12 protein-coding genes are annotated in these 17866 nt (G+C 75.8%); 5 read left to right on the forward strand and 7 right to left on the reverse strand.

Annotated features, from left to right (window positions below):
* Positions 1 to 20: 20 nt before the first annotated feature.
* Positions 21 to 2222 carry a PIG-L family deacetylase gene (locus tag K7396_RS22615; RefSeq protein WP_223660167.1) on the forward strand — a complete coding sequence of 734 codons (2202 nt, stop codon included), beginning with the start codon at positions 21 to 23 and terminating at the stop codon, positions 2220 to 2222.
* Here the strand turns inward: K7396_RS22615 and K7396_RS22620 are convergent.
* The 3 genes from K7396_RS22620 to K7396_RS22630 are packed head-to-tail and all read right to left on the reverse strand — an operon-like array spanning position 2180 to position 6131.
* Positions 2180 to 2671, reverse strand: coding sequence for a GtrA family protein (locus K7396_RS22620; protein ID WP_152105178.1), 492 nt, complete (start codon positions 2669 to 2671; stop codon positions 2180 to 2182). The two genes, K7396_RS22615 and K7396_RS22620, sit on opposite strands and share 43 nt — an antisense overlap.
* The gene (locus tag K7396_RS22625; RefSeq protein ID WP_152105177.1) at positions 2671 to 3654 is read right to left on the reverse strand and encodes a glycosyltransferase family 2 protein; all 984 of its coding nucleotides are present in this window, start codon (positions 3652 to 3654) and stop codon (positions 2671 to 2673) included. Before K7396_RS22625 ends, K7396_RS22620 begins: the two co-directional genes overlap by 1 nt.
* Positions 3651 to 6131 carry a YfhO family protein gene (locus tag K7396_RS22630; protein ID WP_223660168.1) on the reverse strand — a complete coding sequence of 827 codons (2481 nt, stop codon included), beginning with the start codon at positions 6129 to 6131 and terminating at the stop codon, positions 3651 to 3653. Before K7396_RS22630 ends, K7396_RS22625 begins: the two co-directional genes overlap by 4 nt.
* Positions 6132 to 6385: 254 nt before the next feature.
* Here K7396_RS22630 and K7396_RS22635 point away from each other — a divergent pair, with 254 nt between their 5' ends.
* The 3 genes from K7396_RS22635 (at position 6386) to K7396_RS22645 (ending at position 9243) form a co-directional block, all read left to right on the forward strand.
* Positions 6386 to 8305, forward strand: a complete 1920-nt coding sequence (locus K7396_RS22635; protein WP_086715218.1) for a glycosyltransferase family 2 protein — start codon at positions 6386 to 6388, stop codon at positions 8303 to 8305.
* A 145-nt stretch (positions 8306 to 8450) separates the two neighbouring features.
* Positions 8451 to 8831, forward strand: a complete 381-nt coding sequence (locus tag K7396_RS22640; protein WP_086715216.1) for a hypothetical protein — start codon at positions 8451 to 8453, stop codon at positions 8829 to 8831.
* 139 nt (positions 8832 to 8970) lie between these two features.
* Positions 8971 to 9243, forward strand: coding sequence for a DUF1876 domain-containing protein (locus K7396_RS22645; RefSeq protein WP_174887023.1), 273 nt, complete (start codon positions 8971 to 8973; stop codon positions 9241 to 9243).
* Between the two features lie 32 nt (positions 9244 to 9275).
* Here K7396_RS22645 and galE read toward each other — a convergent pair whose 3' ends face one another.
* From galE to K7396_RS22660, 3 genes are all read right to left on the reverse strand, one after another.
* Positions 9276 to 10253, reverse strand: a complete 978-nt coding sequence (gene galE / locus K7396_RS22650) for a UDP-glucose 4-epimerase GalE (RefSeq protein ID WP_086715212.1) — start codon at positions 10251 to 10253, stop codon at positions 9276 to 9278.
* A gap of 52 nt (positions 10254 to 10305) precedes the next feature.
* Positions 10306 to 11958: a glycosyltransferase family 2 protein gene (locus K7396_RS22655; protein ID WP_086715211.1), complete on the reverse strand. Its 1653-nt coding sequence runs from the start codon at positions 11956 to 11958 to the stop codon at positions 10306 to 10308.
* A gap of 263 nt (positions 11959 to 12221) precedes the next feature.
* Positions 12222 to 15812, reverse strand: a complete 3591-nt coding sequence (locus K7396_RS22660; protein WP_086715208.1) for a bifunctional glycosyltransferase/CDP-glycerol:glycerophosphate glycerophosphotransferase — start codon at positions 15810 to 15812, stop codon at positions 12222 to 12224.
* 250 nt (positions 15813 to 16062) lie between these two features.
* Between K7396_RS22660 and K7396_RS22665 the strand changes: the two genes are divergently transcribed.
* Positions 16063 to 16749: a class I SAM-dependent methyltransferase gene (locus tag K7396_RS22665; protein WP_086715206.1), complete on the forward strand. Its 687-nt coding sequence runs from the start codon at positions 16063 to 16065 to the stop codon at positions 16747 to 16749.
* A 42-nt stretch (positions 16750 to 16791) separates the two neighbouring features.
* On the opposite strand, the gene K7396_RS22670 is transcribed toward K7396_RS22665, so the two are convergent.
* Positions 16792 to 17748 (reverse strand): class I SAM-dependent methyltransferase, encoded by a 957-nt coding sequence (locus K7396_RS22670; RefSeq protein WP_086715204.1) that lies wholly within the window; start codon positions 17746 to 17748, stop codon positions 16792 to 16794.
* Positions 17749 to 17866: the final 118 nt, after the last annotated feature.

The following is a 17866-nucleotide window of genomic DNA, read 5'->3' on the forward strand; positions in this document are numbered from 1 at the left end:
GCCGCCCGAATACTGAGGGAGTGTCACCTCCGCACCCGCACCCCGTCTCCCGCCGCCGGCTGCTGCTGGCCACCGGCGGCGGTGTGCTCGCCGTGACGACGGGCGCCGGCGTGTGGGCCCGGCTGACGGACGACACCCGGACGGCCGGACCGGCGGACCCGGGAAGGCCGCTGACCGACCCGGCGCACCAGTCCTTCGTGCACGTCATCGCGCACCCCGACGACGGCCTGTACTTCATGAACCCCGACCTGGAGCAGTCCCTGCGCAGCGGGGCGCGCTCGGTCACCGTCTGCCTCACCGGCGGCGAGGCGGACGGACATAACACCCGCCGCCGCGCGTTCGCCCCCGCCCGCGTCCCGGGCGACCGCGCCGCGTTCTCCCGGGCGCGCGTCAACGGGCTGCGCGCCGCCTGCGCCGCGATGGTCACCGGCGACCCGGCCGCCCGCTGGGACGTCGCGGCGCTCTCCCTGCTGCCCGGCTTCGAGGTGGAGGTGCAGACGCTGCGCGACGCCCCGCAGCTCCAGCTGGTCTTCCTGGAGCTGGTGGAGGCGCGGGCCGTCTGGCAGGCCCGCGCCACCAGCCTGCGCGGTCTGTGGCTGGGGGCCACCGCCACCCTGCCCACGCTGCGCCCGGCCGGAACCCCCGTGCGGCGGCGCCACCGCTACACCCGCGACCAGGTCGTCGCGACGCTGGCGGCGGTGCTCGACCGGGCCCGGCCGACCGTCGTGCGCACCCTCGACCCGAACCCGGTGCACTCCTGGAAGCGGCCGCCGGACACACCGGACCGCGACCCCCGGCTCGCCGGGCCGCGCTACTACGACCACCAGGACCACACCGCCTCCGCCCACTTCGCGCAGGCCGCGCTGGCCGCCTACCGGGACCGCGGCCGCCCGGCGATCGTGGAGAGCTACCTCGGCTACGAGTCCGGGGTGCTGCCCCACGACCTCGACCTCGCCACCGCCCGCCGCAAGGCCCGGCTGCTGTCGGTCTACGGCTGGGCCGACCACCGGGCCTGCGGCGACCCGGCGGGCTGCGGCGACCTCAAAGTGGGCGGCTCGGCGCTCAACGGCGGCTCGCGCAACTGGACCCGCAGCACCCGGCTGCGCGCACCCGGCTCCAACGGCTGGCTCCGCCTCGCCCACGACGGCCGGCTCGCCGCCTTCGCGGTGCTCGGCCGGGCGGCGTACTGCTGGGCGGAGACCCGTCCGGGCAGCGGGAGTTTCGGCGCGCCGGTGGCGGTGGGCGGCGCGGGACTGCAGGGGCAGATCCAGGTGGTGCGCCGCCCCGACGGCGCGCTCCAGCTGTTCGCGTCCCGCACCGTGCTGCCGGGCCGCGGCGCCGTCCACCGGCGCGAGGTGCTGACCGCGCCGCAGACCGGCACCACCGCGGGCGGCGTGCCCCTCTTCGCGCGCTGGGAGTCGCTGGGCTCCCCCGACCCGGACCCGGTCCGGTCGCTGGAGACCGGCTTCCCGGCGGCGGTGGCCGGACCGGACGGCACGGTGCATGTCTTCGTCCGCACCTGGGACGGCAATGTCGCCCACCGCGGCGGCCCGCACGGCCGGCGCTTCTCGCCGTGGCAGCGGCTGGAGGGGCCGGTCAGCACCCTGACGGACTCGCCGCGGATCGTCGACGGGCTGGACGCCTGTGTGGACGCCGGCGGGCTGGTCCACCTGGCCGCGCCGACCGTGGGGACCGTGCAGCACTGGGTGTCCAAGGAGCCGGGGCAGATCCCGCGGCCGGCCGCGGCCACCGGGCTGCCGCAGCCGGCCGGCCCGGTCAGCCTCGTCCCGCTCGCCGACGGCGCGGTGCGGGCCGTCTTCCGGCGCTCGGCCACCGCCCAGATCCTGATCGCCGAGCGGCAGCGGACGATCGGCGCCTGGCGGGTGGCGGCGCGCTGCGCGGCCGTCGGCGGCTACGGGCGGGTGGCGGCGGCGCCGGTCGGCAGCGACGGCCGGATGGTGCTCGCGGCGCGCGACGACGCGGGCGAGGTGCGGTTGGCGATGGCCCAGGACGGCCCCCGGCCCTGGCAGCGGGGCCGGGTGGCGCACACCGCGGCGGCCGGGGTCGCCCAGGACGCCGTCGGGCGGGCGGTGGTGGTCGCGCTGGGGCTCGACGGCCGGCTGTACACGGCGCGGCAGGCGTCGGCGGGGCAGACCGGGCGGTTCGGCACCTGGCGGGCTCAGGCGGCCGGGCCGGAGCGGGCGGACGGCGGGCCGGCCTGAGCGGCGGGGCCGGGCCGCTCCGGGGCGTGCCGGGCGGGGCCGGAGCGGGCGGGGCCCGGCCGGTGCGGGGGGTGCAGGATGCGGCGGGAGAGCAGGTAGCTGAACGGGACCGCGCACAGCGCCGCGACCGGCGGCGCCAGCGCGGTGTCCAGCCCGCACCAGCCCACCAGCGCCACCAGCCCCGCGCTCTGCACCCCGTAGTTGGTGACCTGGGTCAGCGGGAAGAGCAGGAACTTCGTCCAGGTCGGGCGGGTGCGGTAGGTGACGTAGGTGTGCAGGAAGAACGCGCCGACCATGCTCACCGCGAAGGCCGCGGTGTAGGCCGCGAAGTACGGCAGCAGGCGGTGCAGCGGCAGGTAACAGGCCGAGAACGTGAGGGTGTTGACCCCGCCGACGGCGGCGAAGCACACCAGCCGGCCGCGGCGGCCGGGCGCCGGCAGGGCCCGCATCAGCCGGCCTGGGACCGGGCGGCGGGCTCGCCCGCCGGCGGGGGCACGGCCGCCGTGGCCGGGGGCGGGTTGCTCTCCTTGACCAGGAAGTGCGGCCGCCGCTTGGCCTCGTAGTAGATCCGCCCGATGTACTCGCCGATCAGCCCGAGCATCACCATCTGCAGCCCGCCCAGGCCCACCACGATCGCCACCAGCGTCACATAGCCCGGGACGGTGACCCCGCCGGCGAGCGCGGCGCCGATGATCCACAGGGTGTAGCCGGCGGCGAGCGCGGCCAGGCCGAGCCCGGCCCAGATGGCCCGCCGCAGCGGGCGGCAGTTGAAGGAGAGCAGGCCGTCGATGCCGTAGTCGACCAGCGAGCCCAGGTGCCACTTCGTCTCGCCGGCCTCCCGGGCGGCGTTGCGGTAGTCGAAGGTGACGGTGTCGAAGCCGATCCAGGAGAACAGGCCCTTGGAGAAGCGGTGGTACTCCGGCAGCGACAGCAGCGCGTCCACGGCCTTGCGCGACAGCAGCCGGAAGTCGCCGACGCCGTCGGTGAGTTCGACGTCCACCCACCGGTTGACGGCCCGGTAGTAGAGCCTGCTCAGCGTGGCCCGCAGCCGCCGGTCGCCGGTCCGGCTGCGCCGGGCGACGACCTGGTCGTGGCCGAGCTGGTAGAGGTCGAGCATCGTCTCGATGAGGCAGGGCGGATGCTGCAGGTCGGCGTCCATGAGGATCACCGCGTCGCCGGTGGCCGCCCGCAGGCCGGCCAGTATGGCGGGCTCCTTGCCGAAGTTGCGGCTGAAGGAGAGGTAGCGGGTGGTGCCGCGGTGCTGCTGGGCGAGGCCGCGCAGCCGGGCCAGGGTGCCGTCGGCGCTGCCGTCGTCGACGTAGCACAGCTCGTAGTCGACGGCGAGCGAGCCGAGGACCGCGCGCAGCGTCTCGTCGAAACGGCTCAGGACGGCCTCTTCGTTGTAGCAGGGGACGACGATGGAGAGCTTCATGAGCAGACCTTTTCGCCGGGGTCGGGGGGCGGCTCCGCGCGGTCGGCGGGGCGGCGCCGCCGGCCGCGCACGGCGGCCGCGGCGAGCGCCGGCACCGCCGCGAGGCTCGCCGCCAGCCCCGTGGACAGGCCCGGCGGCAGATAGGAACACGACAGCCGTCCGGCGCCCCGGCCCAGCGGCACGGCCAGCAGGCCGCCGAACGCGTCCGGCGGGTGCGGCGGACCGCCGTCCACCGCACAGGTCCATCCCGGGACGGCGGGCAGCGCCAGCACCGCGCTGCCCCGGCTGCCCGGACGCAGCCGGGCCGTCAGCCGGTGGCCGCCGGCGGTGAACTCCACCGGGCCGCGGGCGCGCAGCGCGTCCACCGCCGCGGCCAGCCGGCGCCCGGACAGGCAGCCGACCGCCCGCCCGGGGACGTGCTGCGGGCCCCGGGCCGAGAAGCGCACCGTCACCGTGCCGTCCGCGGGCACCGGGCCCAGCGTCCGCACCGGGTTGGCGGTGACGTCCCGCCTGCCGAGCCCCTCGGTGCGCGCGCCCAGGCCGCTGACCTCGCCGGAGAACCAGGGCGCGGACCAGACGACGGTGCTGCCCGGGGTGCACCGCGCGGTGAAGACGGTCCCCGCGCCGTCCGGGTCCGCGCCCCCGCCGCGCGGTCCCGGCAGCCGCCAGCCGCCGCGTTCGGGCCGCGCGGCCGCGCCCGCGGCGGGCGTCAGCCGCGGCACCTCGTACACGGCCGCGCCCAGCACCCGCTCCTGGCGCGCGAACACGCTCTCCGGGCCGGCGGGCCGCGGCAGGGCGCCGCGCACCGTCAGCAGCGGGGCCGGCCGCCCGGTACGCACCACGAACCGGGCGCGGTCGCCGGGCACCGGGTCCAGACGGCTGCCGACGCCCATGAGCGCCCGGCCCACCGGGTCCTCGAAGCTGAGCGTGTGACGGCCCCTCATGTACCAGCCGGCGCCCAGGCCCCGCAGGGTGCGGGCGGTGGCCGCGGGCTGGAAGCTGCTGTAGTACGCGCCGCCCTGGCCGCCGATCAGCAGCGGGTCGTTGTCGGCGAACTCGTGCGGGCCCGGATCGGTGCGGGTGCGCGGCCAGCCGGCGCGGGCACGCAGCGCCTCCCGGGCCGCCAGTGACGGCCCGGACAGCGTGATCTTGGGCTGGAACCAGGCGATCCGGCCCCGTGCGGCGGTCACGGACCACGCCGTGTACGCCGAGCCGAGCAGGACCGTGCCGGTCAGCGCGGCGGTGGCGGCGGCCCGGGTGCGGGCGGTGCCCGGCGCGGCCGGCGCGCACAGCGCCAGGAGGGCGGGCGCGCCGGCCGCCACCAGGGGCCAGGCGCCGGCCGTTCCCTGGCCGCGGCACAGCCAGGCGAGCAGCGCCACCAGCGCGGCGCCCGCGGCCAGTTCGCGGGGGCGCGGGCGGTGCGCCAGCGCGAGCCAGGAGATCATCACGAGGATGCCGCTGAGGACGAAGGCGGCGCGGTACGGGCTGCCGTTGGGCAGCGCGAAACCGTGCCACAGCAGGATCGTCGGCTCCTGGACGAAGGAGACGGCCACCCCCGCCGCCAGGGCGCACCACCCGGCCCGCACCCGCGGCGGCACCGCGCGCACGAACGGGAAGGCGGCCACCAGCAGCAGGCCGGGCACCCCGATGGCCAGGTGCGGGGCCGGCACCTGGCCCCGGTCGCCCGGCAGCAGCTGCGCCAGCTGCGCGAGCAGCGGCGGCGCCCCGTCGTAGGAGACGGCGGGGGCGGGCTGGGCGGCGCGGGCGGCCGCGAAGGTGACGGTCAGGACGGGCGCGGCGAGCAGGATGCCGGTCAGCGCCATCGAGGCGGCGCGGGCCAGCGCGCGCAGCCGGCCCCGCCACGGCGTCCGGTCGGCCGTCACCAGCCGCACCACCAGCACCAGCGCCGTCGCCAGGGTCGCCATCGCGGCCGTGTAGAAGTTGCCCGCCCAGGCCAGGGCGACCAGCAGGGTGCCGGACGCCCAGCGGGTGCGGCGCAGGCACCAGTCCGCGGCGATCCCGGTCAGCGGCAGCGCCACCAGGCCCCACATCCACATCGGGTCCGCGCCGCCGTCGGCCGGCACCCAGGCGCACAGTCCGTACCCCACCGACAGCAGCGCCCGCAGCGGGCCGGAGCCCGGCCGCAGCCGGCCGAGGAGGACGGTCATCAAGGCGGCGCCCAGGCCGATGCAGCACAGGGTGACCAGGAAGACCGGCAGATCGGCCAGCGCGCGCGGGAAGAGCCCGACGAGCAGCGAGAACGGGTTCGTCAGATAGCCGAAGAAGTCGGGGAGGAAGGGGACGCCGTAGCCGCTGCTCCAGTTGAAGAACAGGTCGCCGTCGGCGGTGCCGTGCAGCAGGTCCCACAGCCGGGCGTGGAGGGGCACGAACTGGTTGCCCAGGTCGTTGACGGCGCGTGAGCGCGGGCCGAAGGGGTAGCCGCCGTACAGGGCGAGCGCGAGGCAGTACGCCCCCATGGACAGGGCCGCCGCGAGCGCGGGAGCCGCCGGCCGCCCAAGGGCTCCGCGGGCCGGGGCGGGGCGTTCACTTCCGGGACGGGGACGGGCAACCTCCAGGGGACGGACCGCCTCTTGTGGGGTGGCGGACGTCGGAGCCACCGGCACTCCTCCACGATCGGCGAACGTTCACCCCTCGTTATATGTCTTAATAGTCCCCTTTGCCCGGCTGAGACGCCGGGTATTTCGGGATTGCTGAAAGATCGGAGGGCACGGTGCCCGCCCCTGACGACCTCACGGCCGCGTCCACGCCCGGCCCGGACGCCCCGACGGCGCCGGCCGTCTCCGTGATCGTGCCGGTGCACAACACCCTGCGCTACCTCGACCGCTGCCTCGGCTCGGTCTTCGCCCAGACCCTGGACCAGCGCCGTATCGAGGTCATCGCGGTCGACGACGGCTCCACCGACGGCAGCGCCGAACGGCTGGCCGAACTCGCCCGCCGGCACCCCGGCCTCACCGTGCTCCGCCAGGACGCCTCCGGCGGCGCCGGCCGGCCCCGCAACACCGGCCTGGACCACGCCAGGGGCGACTACGTCTTCTTCCTCGACTCCGACGACCGGCTCGGCCCCGAAGCGCTGGAGCGCCTCACCCGCATGGCCGACCGCTGCGGCTCCGACGTCGTCTGCGGCCGCATCGTCGGCGCCGAGGGCCGCGCCGCCCCCGTCGACCTGCGCACCACCAGCGACCGGGTCTCCGTCTTCGACTCCCCGGTCTACTGGTCGCTCGCCGCCTACAAGCTCTTCCGCCGCTCCTTCCTCGAAACGCACCGGCTGCGCTTCGTCGAGGGCCGGCTGCTCGGCGAGGACCTGCCGTTCGGCAGCGCCGCCCTGCTGCGCGCGAAGGTCGTCTCCGTCGTCGCCGACCACGACTGCTACCACCTGCACGGACGCGACGACGACAGCAACGCCAGCCGCCAGGACACCGACTGGTGCGACTACCTCGACTACATCGGCACCGTCCTCGACGGCGTCGCCGCCGAGGTCCCGCCCGGCGCCGAGCGCGACAAGCTCATGATCCGGCACTTCCACGGCGAGATACTCATGCCCTTCGGGGCCGCCTACCTCGCCCGCGACCCGGCCGGCCGGCAGCGGATGGCCGCCGCCGCCCGCCCCCTCGTCGAGCGCTACGGCACCGACCGCGTCCGGGCCGCCCTGCCGCCCGGCCTCCGGCTGCGCGCCCACTGCCTGCGCGCCGGACTCGACGACGCGCTGGACGCCGTCGTCGAGGCCGACACCGCACGGCAGCCCGGCCCGCCGCACCTCGGCGACGACGGCCGCGTCTACGCCGGCTACCCCCTCTTCCGCGACCCGCGCCACGCCCTCCCCGACGCCTGCTACGACCTCACCGACCGCGTCGTGGTCCGCCAGCGGCTGATCCGCCGGCGCTGGGCCGGCGGCGTCCTGCACCTGCGCGGCACCGCCGCCCTCCCCCCGCTCGCCGCCGACACCGTCGAGATCCAGCTCCGGCGCGGCGGCACCGTGCACCACGTCCCCGCGCACTGCTCCGACGGCGCCTGGCACGCCGCCGTCGACCCGGCGACCGCCGCCGACGGCGAACCGCTGACCGACGGCACCTGGGGCCTCAAGGTCGTCGTCACCGCGCACGGCGCGGCGGGCGCCGCCGGGCCCGCGCTCCGCCGCGAAGCCTGGCTGGTCCCCGAAGAGGGCGCCGACGAGGAGGAGTTCGCGCCGCGGATCGTCGGCCGCGGCCCGGCCGGACCGTCCGTCGCCGCGCTCTTCCTCTCCCACCCGCACGGCCATCTCCACCTCGACCTGGACCGCGAAGGGGACCGCCGGCCCCTCGGCGCCGACCTGCACGGCACCGCCACCCGCGGCCGCTTCCAACGCGCCGCCCTCACCGCCCACCTCACCCTGCCCGGCTGCCCCGCGGACGCCGACCTCACCCTGATCCTGCGCGACGCGACCCGCACGGTGGCACTGCGCACCACCGTCGAACGCGGCGCCGGCGACCACCGCACCGTGCGCTCCCTGCTGCGCCGCGGCCCCCGCGGCACCTGGCGGGTGGCCCTGCGGGTGACCGCGGGCGCGCTCTGCCAGGAGCTGCCCGTCCGCGCCGCCGACGGACACACCCCGCTGACCCTCACCGTGCCCGGCACCCCCCGCCCGCCGCGCTGACCGTCGCGGCGGCCCCTTCGGCCACCGCCGAAAAGCCTGGTGCGCGCCACCCCCGCGGGCCCAGGCTGAGCAACCATCAGGCACCTGCAGAGGTGCCCCGCGGGGGACGGCCCCGCGGGACCGCAGTACCAAGGGGGAACCTCACATGTCCGTACTCAAGCGAGCCGGAATGGCGGCCGTGGCCGTCGCGGCACTGGTCGTCCCGGCGGGCGCCGTCGTCGGCACCGCCACCACCGCGGCGGCGGCCGGCGGCACCGTCCAGGGCTGCCCCTACGGCGCCGTCTGCATCTACCCGCAGAACGCCGGATGGAACGGCGGCCACCCGTCGCTCTTCTACTACAGCTACGGGGCCCACAACCTCAGCAACCAGGTCGGCACGCACCGCATCTTCAACAACCAGTCCGGCGGCGCGACCATGCGCACCTGCACCGGCTACAACGGCACCGGATGCCAGGGCTACCTCTCGCCCGGCTACTACATCGACAAGGACCTCACACCGATCAACTCCATCACCCTCCAGCCGTAGCGGGCGGACGGCGAGCACGCGCCCGGGGCGGACCTCCTCCCGCCCCGGGCGCGGCCGCGCGGCCGCGCGGCCGGCGCACACCGTGCGCCCGCCGTCCGGCAGGCGCACGCTGGTAAGAGGGGCCCCGGAGGTGATCGTGATGCTGCAGACCACTGTCGGATGGCATGTCGACATGGAATTCGAGGAGGACACCCACCGCACCCGCGCCGCCTGCCTCGTACGGCTCCCCGACGGGACCGAGGTACGGGCCCACGGCTACGCCAGCCGCCACCCCGTCGACTCCAACCAGCCGCGGGTCGGCGAGGAGGTCGCGGGGGCCAGAGCGCTCAACGAACTGGCGATGAAACTGCTGACCAAGGCACATGACGAGATCGACGCGGCCTCGGGCCGCACCTCGCACCCGCTGACCTGACCCGGCGCGTCCCGCCGACGGCCGCGGCGTCCTCAGTCCTGCGGGCGGTGGTGCCGCCAGCCCGCCCAGGCCGACGTGATCATGTCGCGTACGTCGTGGCGGGCCTTCCAGCCCAGCTCCGTGCTGATCCGGTCGGCGGCCGCCACCACCCGTGCCGGATCGCCCGCACGGCGCGGGGTCACCTCGGCCACCACGCCCCGGTGCCCGGTGATCTCGGTGATCAGATCGATCATCTCGCGCACCGACACGCCCTCGCCGCGCCCGATGTTCAGCGTCAGATCGCGCACCGGACCCGGCTCGGCGAGCTTGCGGGCCGCCGCCACATGGGCGTCCGCGAGGTCCGCGACATGGATGTAGTCGCGGATGCAGGTGCCGTCGGGGGTGTCGTAGTCGTCGCCGAAGATCCGCGGCGCCTCGCCCGCGGTCAGCCGCTCGAAGACCATCGGGACGATGTTGAAGACCCCGGTGTCGGCCAGCTCCGGCGCGGCCGTCCCGGCGACGTTGAAGTACCGCAGACACGCGGTGCTGATGCCGTGCGCCCGGCCCACCGCACGGGCCATCCACTCGCCGACGAGCTTCGTCTCGCCGTACGGGTTGATCGGTGTGCAGGGAGTCTCCTCGGTGACCAGCTCCACGTCCGGCATGCCGTACACCGCGGCCGACGAGGAGAACACCAGCCGGCCGACACCGCCCGCGGCCATCGCCTCCAGCAGCGTCTGCAGCCCGTGCACGTTTTCCCGGTAGTAGAGCAGCGGCATCTCGACGGACTCGCCGACCTGCTTCTTCGCGGCCAGATGCACCACATCGGTGACGCCGTGCTCGGCGAGGACACCGTCGAGCACCGCGCGGTCGAGCGTGGAGCCGACGACCAGGGGGACGTCCTCGGGGATCCGGGCGGCCACGCCCGACGTCAGGTCGTCGAGCACGACGACCGTCTCGCCCGCCCGGCGCAGGGCACGTACGACATGGGCACCGATGTAGCCGGCACCACCCGTGATCAAGTAAGACATAGCGCCAATCCTAGGTCGGGGTCGGGAAACGCGGTCGGCGGGCGGGCACGGCTCAGCCGCGCAGCCGCCGGGCGGCGATCCGCCACACACTGCGCGGGCCGGACGCGACCCGCAGGGACAGGGCGCCGCCGGTCGTCGCATACGGCTGCACCAGCAGCACCGCATGCCGGCGGCTGGGCAGCACCCGGCGGCGCAGCCCCGGGCCCAGGGCCCGCAGCGAGGCACGGAAACCGGCCCCGTTCACGCAGCTGACCTGCGCCATCAGATCCCACGGCTCGGGATCGGCGCACTGCCGGCCGCCGCGCTCGGCCAGCGCCGCCAGATCCAGCACCACCTCGGCCGTCCAGCACGCCTGCGACCCGCCGGTGGCCGGGGCCGGGGTGAGGGCCGCGGTGTGCACCGGGCCGCGCCGGTCGTCCCGGCGGCGCCGCAGCTCGATGTCGATGCTCTCCGGCCCCGCCGCGGCCAGCCGCCCGTACAGATCGTGCACCCGCAGACGCAGCACACCGGGGCCGCCGACCGCCGGCTCCGCGTCTATGGTCACCGGCAGCCGGTGCATCGGCTTGGTGCCGATCGCGTCCAGCTCGACCTCCGGCAGGTCCGCCGACCACACCGCCCGGCCGTCGGCCTCCGCGTACGGCGGCAGCAGCCGGCCGGGCCGGGCCGCCAGCTGCGTCAGCCGCTCCAGGTCCCGCGGCGCCGGCGACGCCAGCACCACCCGGGCCAGCCAGCGCGCCGGGGCCCGCGCCGCCCGCAGATCGGTCTCGTCGAAACCCGCCAGGTAGGCGCGGGTCAGCCGCCACCACTCGGCGCGGTAGTCGGCGCCGCGGGTGTGCAGCTCGCGGACGTACATCCGCAGATCGTGGTCGAGGAACTTGGTGCCCGCGGCGTGCGCCAGCGACCTCTGCCCGGCGTCCCGGAAGATCTGCACACTCGCCCGGTGCGCCGCGATCCGCGCCTGCCAGTTGGCGACGTCGTTGCGGTCCAGCGAGATCGACTGCCGGGCCGCGGCCCGGCGCACATGCCAGATGTAGACCCGGTCCGGGATCGTCGCGACCCGGGGCGCGGCGGCCAGCACCCGCGCGGTGAACACGAAGTCCTCGTAGGTGAAACGGCCCTCGGGGAACGTGATGGCGTGCTTGTCGAGGAACGCCCGCTCGTAGAGCTTGTTGACGCACAGCGTGTCCCGGACCAGCTGGGGGCCGGCCTCGGGGGAGCCGTACACGGCCGCCTCCCGGTAGAGCGCCGGCTGCCAGGGCACGTCGCGCCGCGCCGGCAGCTCCCGCCGCACACAGGCACCCGCCACGACCGGGGCGTCGTGCTCCGCAGCGGCGGCCAGCAGCGCCCGGGCCGCGCCCGGGGGCAGCACATCGTCGCTGTCGAGGAACATCACGTAGCGTCCGGTGGCGGCCCGCAGGCCGTCGTTGCGGGGCGTGCCGCAGCCGCCGCTGTTCGTGTCGCGGTGGATCACCCGCAGGCGCGGTTCGGAGTGGGCGAGGGCGTCCAGCGCGGCTCCGGTGCCGTCGGTGGAGGCGTCGTTCACCGCGATCACTTCGGTGACCGTTTCGCCGGGAGGCCCCTGTTCGAGTGCGGAGCGCACCGCGTCGCAGACATGGCCGGCATCGTTGAACGCGATGACGACGATGCTGACCTGTGCGGATGGCGTGATGGTGGGCCCCGTCAGCGGATCGAGGGCTTCTTTCACAGTCACTGAATCTACATTTCGTGTCGACAGCATCTCTTGGCGCGAGCGAGGTCCGAACCCATTTCCGATGACTCAGAGGGCGAAACCCGACGCGTGGTTGCACCCGCTGCTCCGCTTTTCCGCCCTCTTGCCGTCTTCTTACCGGGCGGGAGCCGGGGCCCCGGGTGTGCAGCGCCCGTAAAAGAGCCTGCACATGCTGTAACGACGCGGGCGGCACACGATGCCGATCCGCGCGCCACCACCTTGCGGCAGGACGGCCCCGCTCACCGCTCCATCAGATCCGCGACCCGGCCCGCGGCGCCCCCGTCGTCCCGGTGGCAGAAGGTCTCCCGGAAGTCGGCGTACGCGCCGGCCGCCCCGGCCGCGACCGCCTCCAAGTCGCCCAGCGCGTCCACCAGTTCACCCGTCGAGGCGAGCAGCGGGCCCGGCACCCGGGCCTCGAAGTCGAGGGTGAAGCCGCGCAGGGTGTCGCGGTAGTGCGGCAGATCGGGCGTCAGGAACAGCATCGGCCGCCCCGTGTTGGCGAAGTCCGCCGCCAGCGACGAGTAGTCGGTCACCAGGACGTCCGCGGCCAGCAGCAGCTCGGTGGCGTCCGGGTGCGCGGACACGTCGAGGGCGAACGGCGCGTGGTGGGCGGGCAGCCGGTCGGCGACCAGCGGGTGGGAGCGCACCAGCAGCACATGGTCGTCCGCCAGCTCCCGCCGCGCCAGCTCCAGATCGAGCGGCAGATGCAGCCGGTGGTGGCCCGCGTCGTACGCCAGATCGTCGCGCGGCGTCGGCGCGTACAGCACCACCCGCTTGCCGGGCCCGATGCCCAGCCGCTCACGGACCGCGGCCGCCCGCAGCTCACGGTCCGCGGCGAAGAAGGCGTCGGTGCGCGGCAGCCCCGTCTCCAGCAGCCGGCCGGAGTAGCCCAGCGCCGAACGCAGCACCGGCGTGCTGTGCGCGTTGGGCGACAGCAGCACACTCCACTGCCGGCTCACCCGCGGCCGCGGCGCCAGATGCGCCAGGCCCGCGCACAGCGTCCCGGCCAGATCGGCACCGATCCGCTTGAGCGGGGTGCCGTGCCAGGTCTGGATGATGCGCTGCCCGCCGCGCCGGGTGAACCACCGCGGCAGATGGGTGTTGGTCACCACCCAGCGGCTGTGCGCCAGCGCACCGTGCCACTCGGCGCTGCCCACCAGCACCGCCCGCGCCGTCTCCGGCACCGCCGTCTGCGCGTCGCGCACCGCCCACAGGTGCTCCACGTCCATGCCCCGGCGCACCAGCTCCTCGTGCACCGCCCGCGGCGAGTCCCCGTACGCGCGCCCGCCGAAACTGCTGTAGAGCACGGTGTCGCGCAGCGGACGGGAGCGGTGCAGCGCGTAGTGCTGCTCGCGCAGCACCCGCCGGCGGTAGGGGCCGCGGTCGGTGGCGGGCAGCGCGGGACCGGCCACCACGAGCGCCTCGTCGTGCCGGTGCCGGTCCAGGGTGAGCGGCTTGCCGCCCACCGTACGCACGGCCGGCAGCCCGTCCAGGAGGGACGGCACACAGCGCACCGGGGCGTCCAGCACGGAGCCGGGCACGCCCTGTTCGCGCAGGTGCAGCGTCCAGCGGCCCTCGCGCAGCGGCAGCGGCCCGGCCAGCGACGGCAGCGCGCCCAGCGGCAGCGCGCCGTGGAAGCGGCCGTCGTCATGGGTGGTGGCGAAGGCCAGCTCGGCGTCGTGCGCCCCGTGCTTGAGGACGAGTTCGGTGGCGTGCGGCGCGGCGTCCGGCAGCGCGCCCGTCACCAGCAGCGTGCCGTCCGCGCGCCACATCGCCCGCTCCAGGTACGGCTGCGGGGTGCGGTCGTGCAGCACCAGGTGACCGGCCGGGGTGGCCGCGACGACCAGCTCACGGCCGTGCGGCAGCGGAAGCGCGACGGGCGCCAGCGCCGGGTCGCAGGCGATCGGCTCGGCCCCGCCGTCCGCCGCCACCACCTCGGCCGCCCAGCTCTCCGTATGGGCCGGCGGGATCGCCCGCGGCGCGCCGTCCCGCGGGGGCCGCGCGGCCGCCAGCGCGTCGAGCCGGATACGGAAGACGAGAGGCGGGGGAACGAGGGCCGGGGCCGCCGCGGGCTCCGGCTCCACCGGGAACGACACCACCGTGCCGGTGCCCTGGTGGGTCAGCCGCAGGGCGGCGGGCGGCGGGCCGGCCGCGGTGACGGTCAGGTCCAGGGCCCCGGCCGCCGCCGCACGGTGCCCGGTCAGCCGCCGGGACGGCCGGCTCACCGACAGCCGTAGCCGCCCGTCCGGGTAGCACGGCGTGATCCGGACACCGTCCGCGCCACCCCTGTCCCCCAGCAGGTCATGGGCGCACGGCGCGGCGCCCGAACCGCTCCGCGCGCCGTCCAGCGCCGCGGCCCGCACCACGCCCGCCGACGCCAGCACCACCCCCACCGACCAGTCGCCCTCCACCCAGCGCCCGCCCCTGCGCAGCCGCGCCGGATCGATCCGCAGCTCGAAGCCCGACCAGTCGTAACAGTGCAGCTCCTGCCCGGACTCGGCGGTCGCCTCCGGCATCACCACCGGCCGCAGCGGCAGCAGGATCCGCCGCCGCCCGCACGACAGCACCGCCGTCCGCAGATAGCTGTGCCGGTGCGCCGCGTCCAGGTTCCTGAGGTAGGCGTAGCCGCGCAGCACCAGCACACCGCGGTGCCACACCGCCTCCCTGACCCGGGCCCGTACGGGGAAGTCGGCGCGGTCCAGCCGGGTCACCCCCGGCGGCAGCTCCAGCGGCGGCGTCAGCGGCAGCACCGCCCGCTTGCGCAACGGCGGCCCGGCGACCGAGAACCCGGCCGGGTTGCGGGCCTCGTGGGTGAGCAGGGTGAGCAGATCCGCCAGCCGCCCGGAACGGATCAGGTACCAGCGCATCCGCAGCTCCACGGGGAGCGTGGGGAACAGCCGCGGATCGACGCCGGACAGGAAGTCGCGGGCGCAGTCGAGGAACGCGGTCCGGCACTCCGGCGCCGCCGCCGGGAGCGCGTCGACCAGATCCAGCAGCCCCTCCGTCAGCTGCGCACGGTCGTAGTCGCGCTGATGGACCGCCAGCCGGGCGTGCGCGGGGTCGGCGAGGAAACGCCGGATGCCGGCCACCGCCGCGAACCGGTCCCGCACGCCCCGGGCGTCGAGCCGCCGGTGGCGGTCGGACCCCTCCGGCAGCCGCCAGTAACAGACGTGCTCCCGCAGCACGTCCACCGCCCCGGCGAGGAACAGCGCCGGCAGCGTCACCGCCGCGTCGTGGCACAACTCCCCCTCGGGAAAGGCGAAGGCGTGCGCGTCGAAGAAAGCGCGACGGAAGACCTTGTTCCGGGCGAAGTGGTCGGACAGCAGCGTCAGGTCGTCGCCGAGGCGGGTGCGCAGCGCGGTGGGGCGGACCACCGGATGGTGCGCGGACTGGCTGCGGCCGCCCGCCCCCAGCCGGTAGACGTTGCCGGTCGCCAGGTCCGACCCCGACCGCTCCAGCAGCCCGACGAGATCCTCGTACGCCCGCGGCAGCAGCACGTCCTCGGCGTCCAGGAACGCCAGATAGGCGGTGTGCGGATAGGCGTGCCGGGCACCGGTGTTGCGCAGCGCGCCGCAGCCCGGGGCCGGACCGCCCGCCGGGTGGTGGACGATCCGGAACCGCGGGTCGCGCTCCGCGAAACGGCGGGCCACCGCGGCGGGCCCGGCCGGCGCCGGAGCGGCGCCGCCCTCCGCGGGCGGACCGTCGTCCACCATCACCACATCCAGCTCGGTCAGCGTCTGGGCCGCGACCGACTCCAGGCACTCCTCCACATTCCGCTCGGACCCTCCGATGCGATGGACCGGGACGACGACGGTGAGCCGAGGCTTCATACGGGGACCAAGCCTTTCCGGACTGGCGATGCACAAGACCGGTCCGTTCAACTCGCCCGCGGCGGCACGGTCACCGGATCTGCGCTGAAAGGGTGAGAGGCCCCGTCGACAGTTCGTGTGCGCGTCGGGGCCGCCGCGGGCGCACTCGGCGCGCCGTGGCGCCGGGCCGCGCTCGATGCCGTAGACCCGTTTGCACAGCCTCACGGCGTCCGCCGCGCCGTGTTCCCCCAGGGAAGGTGACCGCGTCCCGATGCCCGGCCGAACCGACAGCTCCGCCGCCACCGACAGCCCCGACGCCCAGCCGCCCGGCAGCGACACCCGGACCGCCCGGCCCCCGCGCCCCACAGGCACCGCGCCGGCCGCCTCCACCGCGCGGCTGCCGGCCGAACGGGCCCGCGGCGGCCCGGCGCGGCTGCTGCCCGCCCGGTCCCCGTTCCGCCGCCAGCTGCGGCGGATCGGCACCGGCCGGGTACTGGAGGTCGGCTGCGGGACCGGCGACACGCTCGCCGGCTGCGCGCCCGGCAGCGTCGGGGTGGACCACGACCCGCGGTCCGTGGCCCGCTGCCGGCAGCGCGGGCTCACCGCCTACACGGCCGACACCTTCCTCGCGAGCCCGCACGCCCGGCCCGGCTCCTTCGACGCGCTGCTGACCGCGAACGTCCTGGAGCACCTGGACGACGAGCAGGCCGAGGCGCTGCTGCGGGCCTACGTCCGCTACGTACGGCCCGGCGGCGGCGTCCTGCTGATCACCTCGCAGGAGGCCGGGCACCGGACCGGCCCCGCCCCGGTGCGCTTCACCGACTTCGCCCTGCTGCGCGCCTTCGCCGAGTCCGCGGGCCTGGCCGTACGGCGCACCTACTCCCACCCGCTGCCGCGCCCGGCCGGGATGCTGCTGCGCTCCAACGTGTTCGTCCTGGTGGGGCAGGTGCCGCGGTAGGCGGCGGGCTCCTCGCCCGGTGCCCGCCCCGGTGCCCGTGCCTCAGTGCGTACGCGCCCGCCGGCGGGCCCGCACCAGGGCGCGGGTGACGACCGGCGGCAGCACCTCGCGGGCGACCCGGCGCAGCGCGGCCCGCGACGCCGCGGGACGGCGCGGGACCGGGCGGGCCGTCGGCGCCTCCGGCGACCGCACCGCCGCCCGCTGCACGCCGCGGGCGCCGCCGGCCGCGTGCCGGGAGACCGGATGGGCGGGCTCCGCGGCCCCCTTGGCGCTCAGCCGCACCAGCGGGGCACCGGCCACGTACTGCACCTCGTGCCAGATGTCGCCGCGGGACGCGATCCACTCCAGCAGCGCCTGCTGCCACGGTTCGGGATCGCCGAACGTCCCGTAGAACTTGGTGCCCGTGATGCAGATGGGGCGCAGGCCCTCGTTCGCGACGGCCTGCCAGGTGGCCGCGGCCACCCCCGGGCAGTGCTCGGCGCGGTAGTCGTCCATCACGACCACGCCGTGCGTGGTCAGCAGCTCGCGCACCGTGAGGATGTCGCCGTGCACATGCTCGTACAGATGCGAGGCGTCGATATGGGCGAAACGCACCGACCCCTCGTCCACATGGTCGCCGACGACCGAGCTGAGACCCTGGACGATGTCCGGCAACTCGTCGTGGAACGCGAGGTAGTTGGCCTCGAAGGCCCGGCGGGTCAGCGTCGCGTAGGACTTGCGCATCTCCCGGGAGTTGGAGGCGTCCCCGGCCGGGGAGTCGAAGAGGTCGCAGACCGTGAAGCGCTCCCCGGGCCGCAGCCGCGCGCCGAGGAAGATGGCGCTCTTGCCCAGGTACGCGCCCAGTTCGAGCAGATCACCCGGCTCCGCGCGGTCCCGCTGGTGCGCCAGGAACCAGTCGAAGAGCAACTGGTCGGCGGTGAAGAACCAGCCCTTGACCTCGGACAGCCGGGTGGGGCGCGGGAGTTGTTCGGCACTCTGGTCTGCGATGCGGGCAGTCATGTGCGGTCCTTCTCCAGACGGTCGGGAACAGAGGGCGGAGTACGACGCGTGCGTGGGGGAGTGCGTGCGATATGTGCCGGCGCGGTCTGCCGTGGATGTGCCCGGAACGCCGGCCCTG

It is taken from the genome of Streptomyces angustmyceticus, assembly GCF_019933235.1.
Lineage (GTDB): Bacteria > Actinomycetota > Actinomycetes > Streptomycetales > Streptomycetaceae > Streptomyces > Streptomyces angustmyceticus.

Excerpts from the sequence above, each read along its gene's own strand:
- K7396_RS22670 (WP_086715204.1), bottom strand. The coding sequence starts at position 17,748 with ATGACTGCCCGCATCGCAGACCAGAGTGCCGAACAACTCCCGCGCCCC.
- K7396_RS22660 (WP_086715208.1), bottom strand. The coding sequence starts at position 15,812 with ATGAAGCCTCGGCTCACCGTCGTCGTCCCGGTCCATCGCATCGGAGGG.
- K7396_RS22630 (WP_223660168.1), bottom strand. The coding sequence starts at position 6,131 with ATGGGGGCGTACTGCCTCGCGCTCGCCCTGTACGGCGGCTACCCCTTC.
- K7396_RS22640 (WP_086715216.1), top strand. The coding sequence starts at position 8,451 with ATGTCCGTACTCAAGCGAGCCGGAATGGCGGCCGTGGCCGTCGCGGCA.
- K7396_RS22665 (WP_086715206.1), top strand. The coding sequence starts at position 16,063 with ATGCCCGGCCGAACCGACAGCTCCGCCGCCACCGACAGCCCCGACGCC.
- galE (WP_086715212.1), bottom strand. The coding sequence starts at position 10,253 with ATGTCTTACTTGATCACGGGTGGTGCCGGCTACATCGGTGCCCATGTC.
- K7396_RS22625 (WP_152105177.1), bottom strand. The coding sequence starts at position 3,654 with ATGAAGCTCTCCATCGTCGTCCCCTGCTACAACGAAGAGGCCGTCCTG.
- K7396_RS22645 (WP_174887023.1), top strand. The coding sequence starts at position 8,971 with ATGCTGCAGACCACTGTCGGATGGCATGTCGACATGGAATTCGAGGAG.
- K7396_RS22620 (WP_152105178.1), bottom strand. The coding sequence starts at position 2,671 with ATGCGGGCCCTGCCGGCGCCCGGCCGCCGCGGCCGGCTGGTGTGCTTC.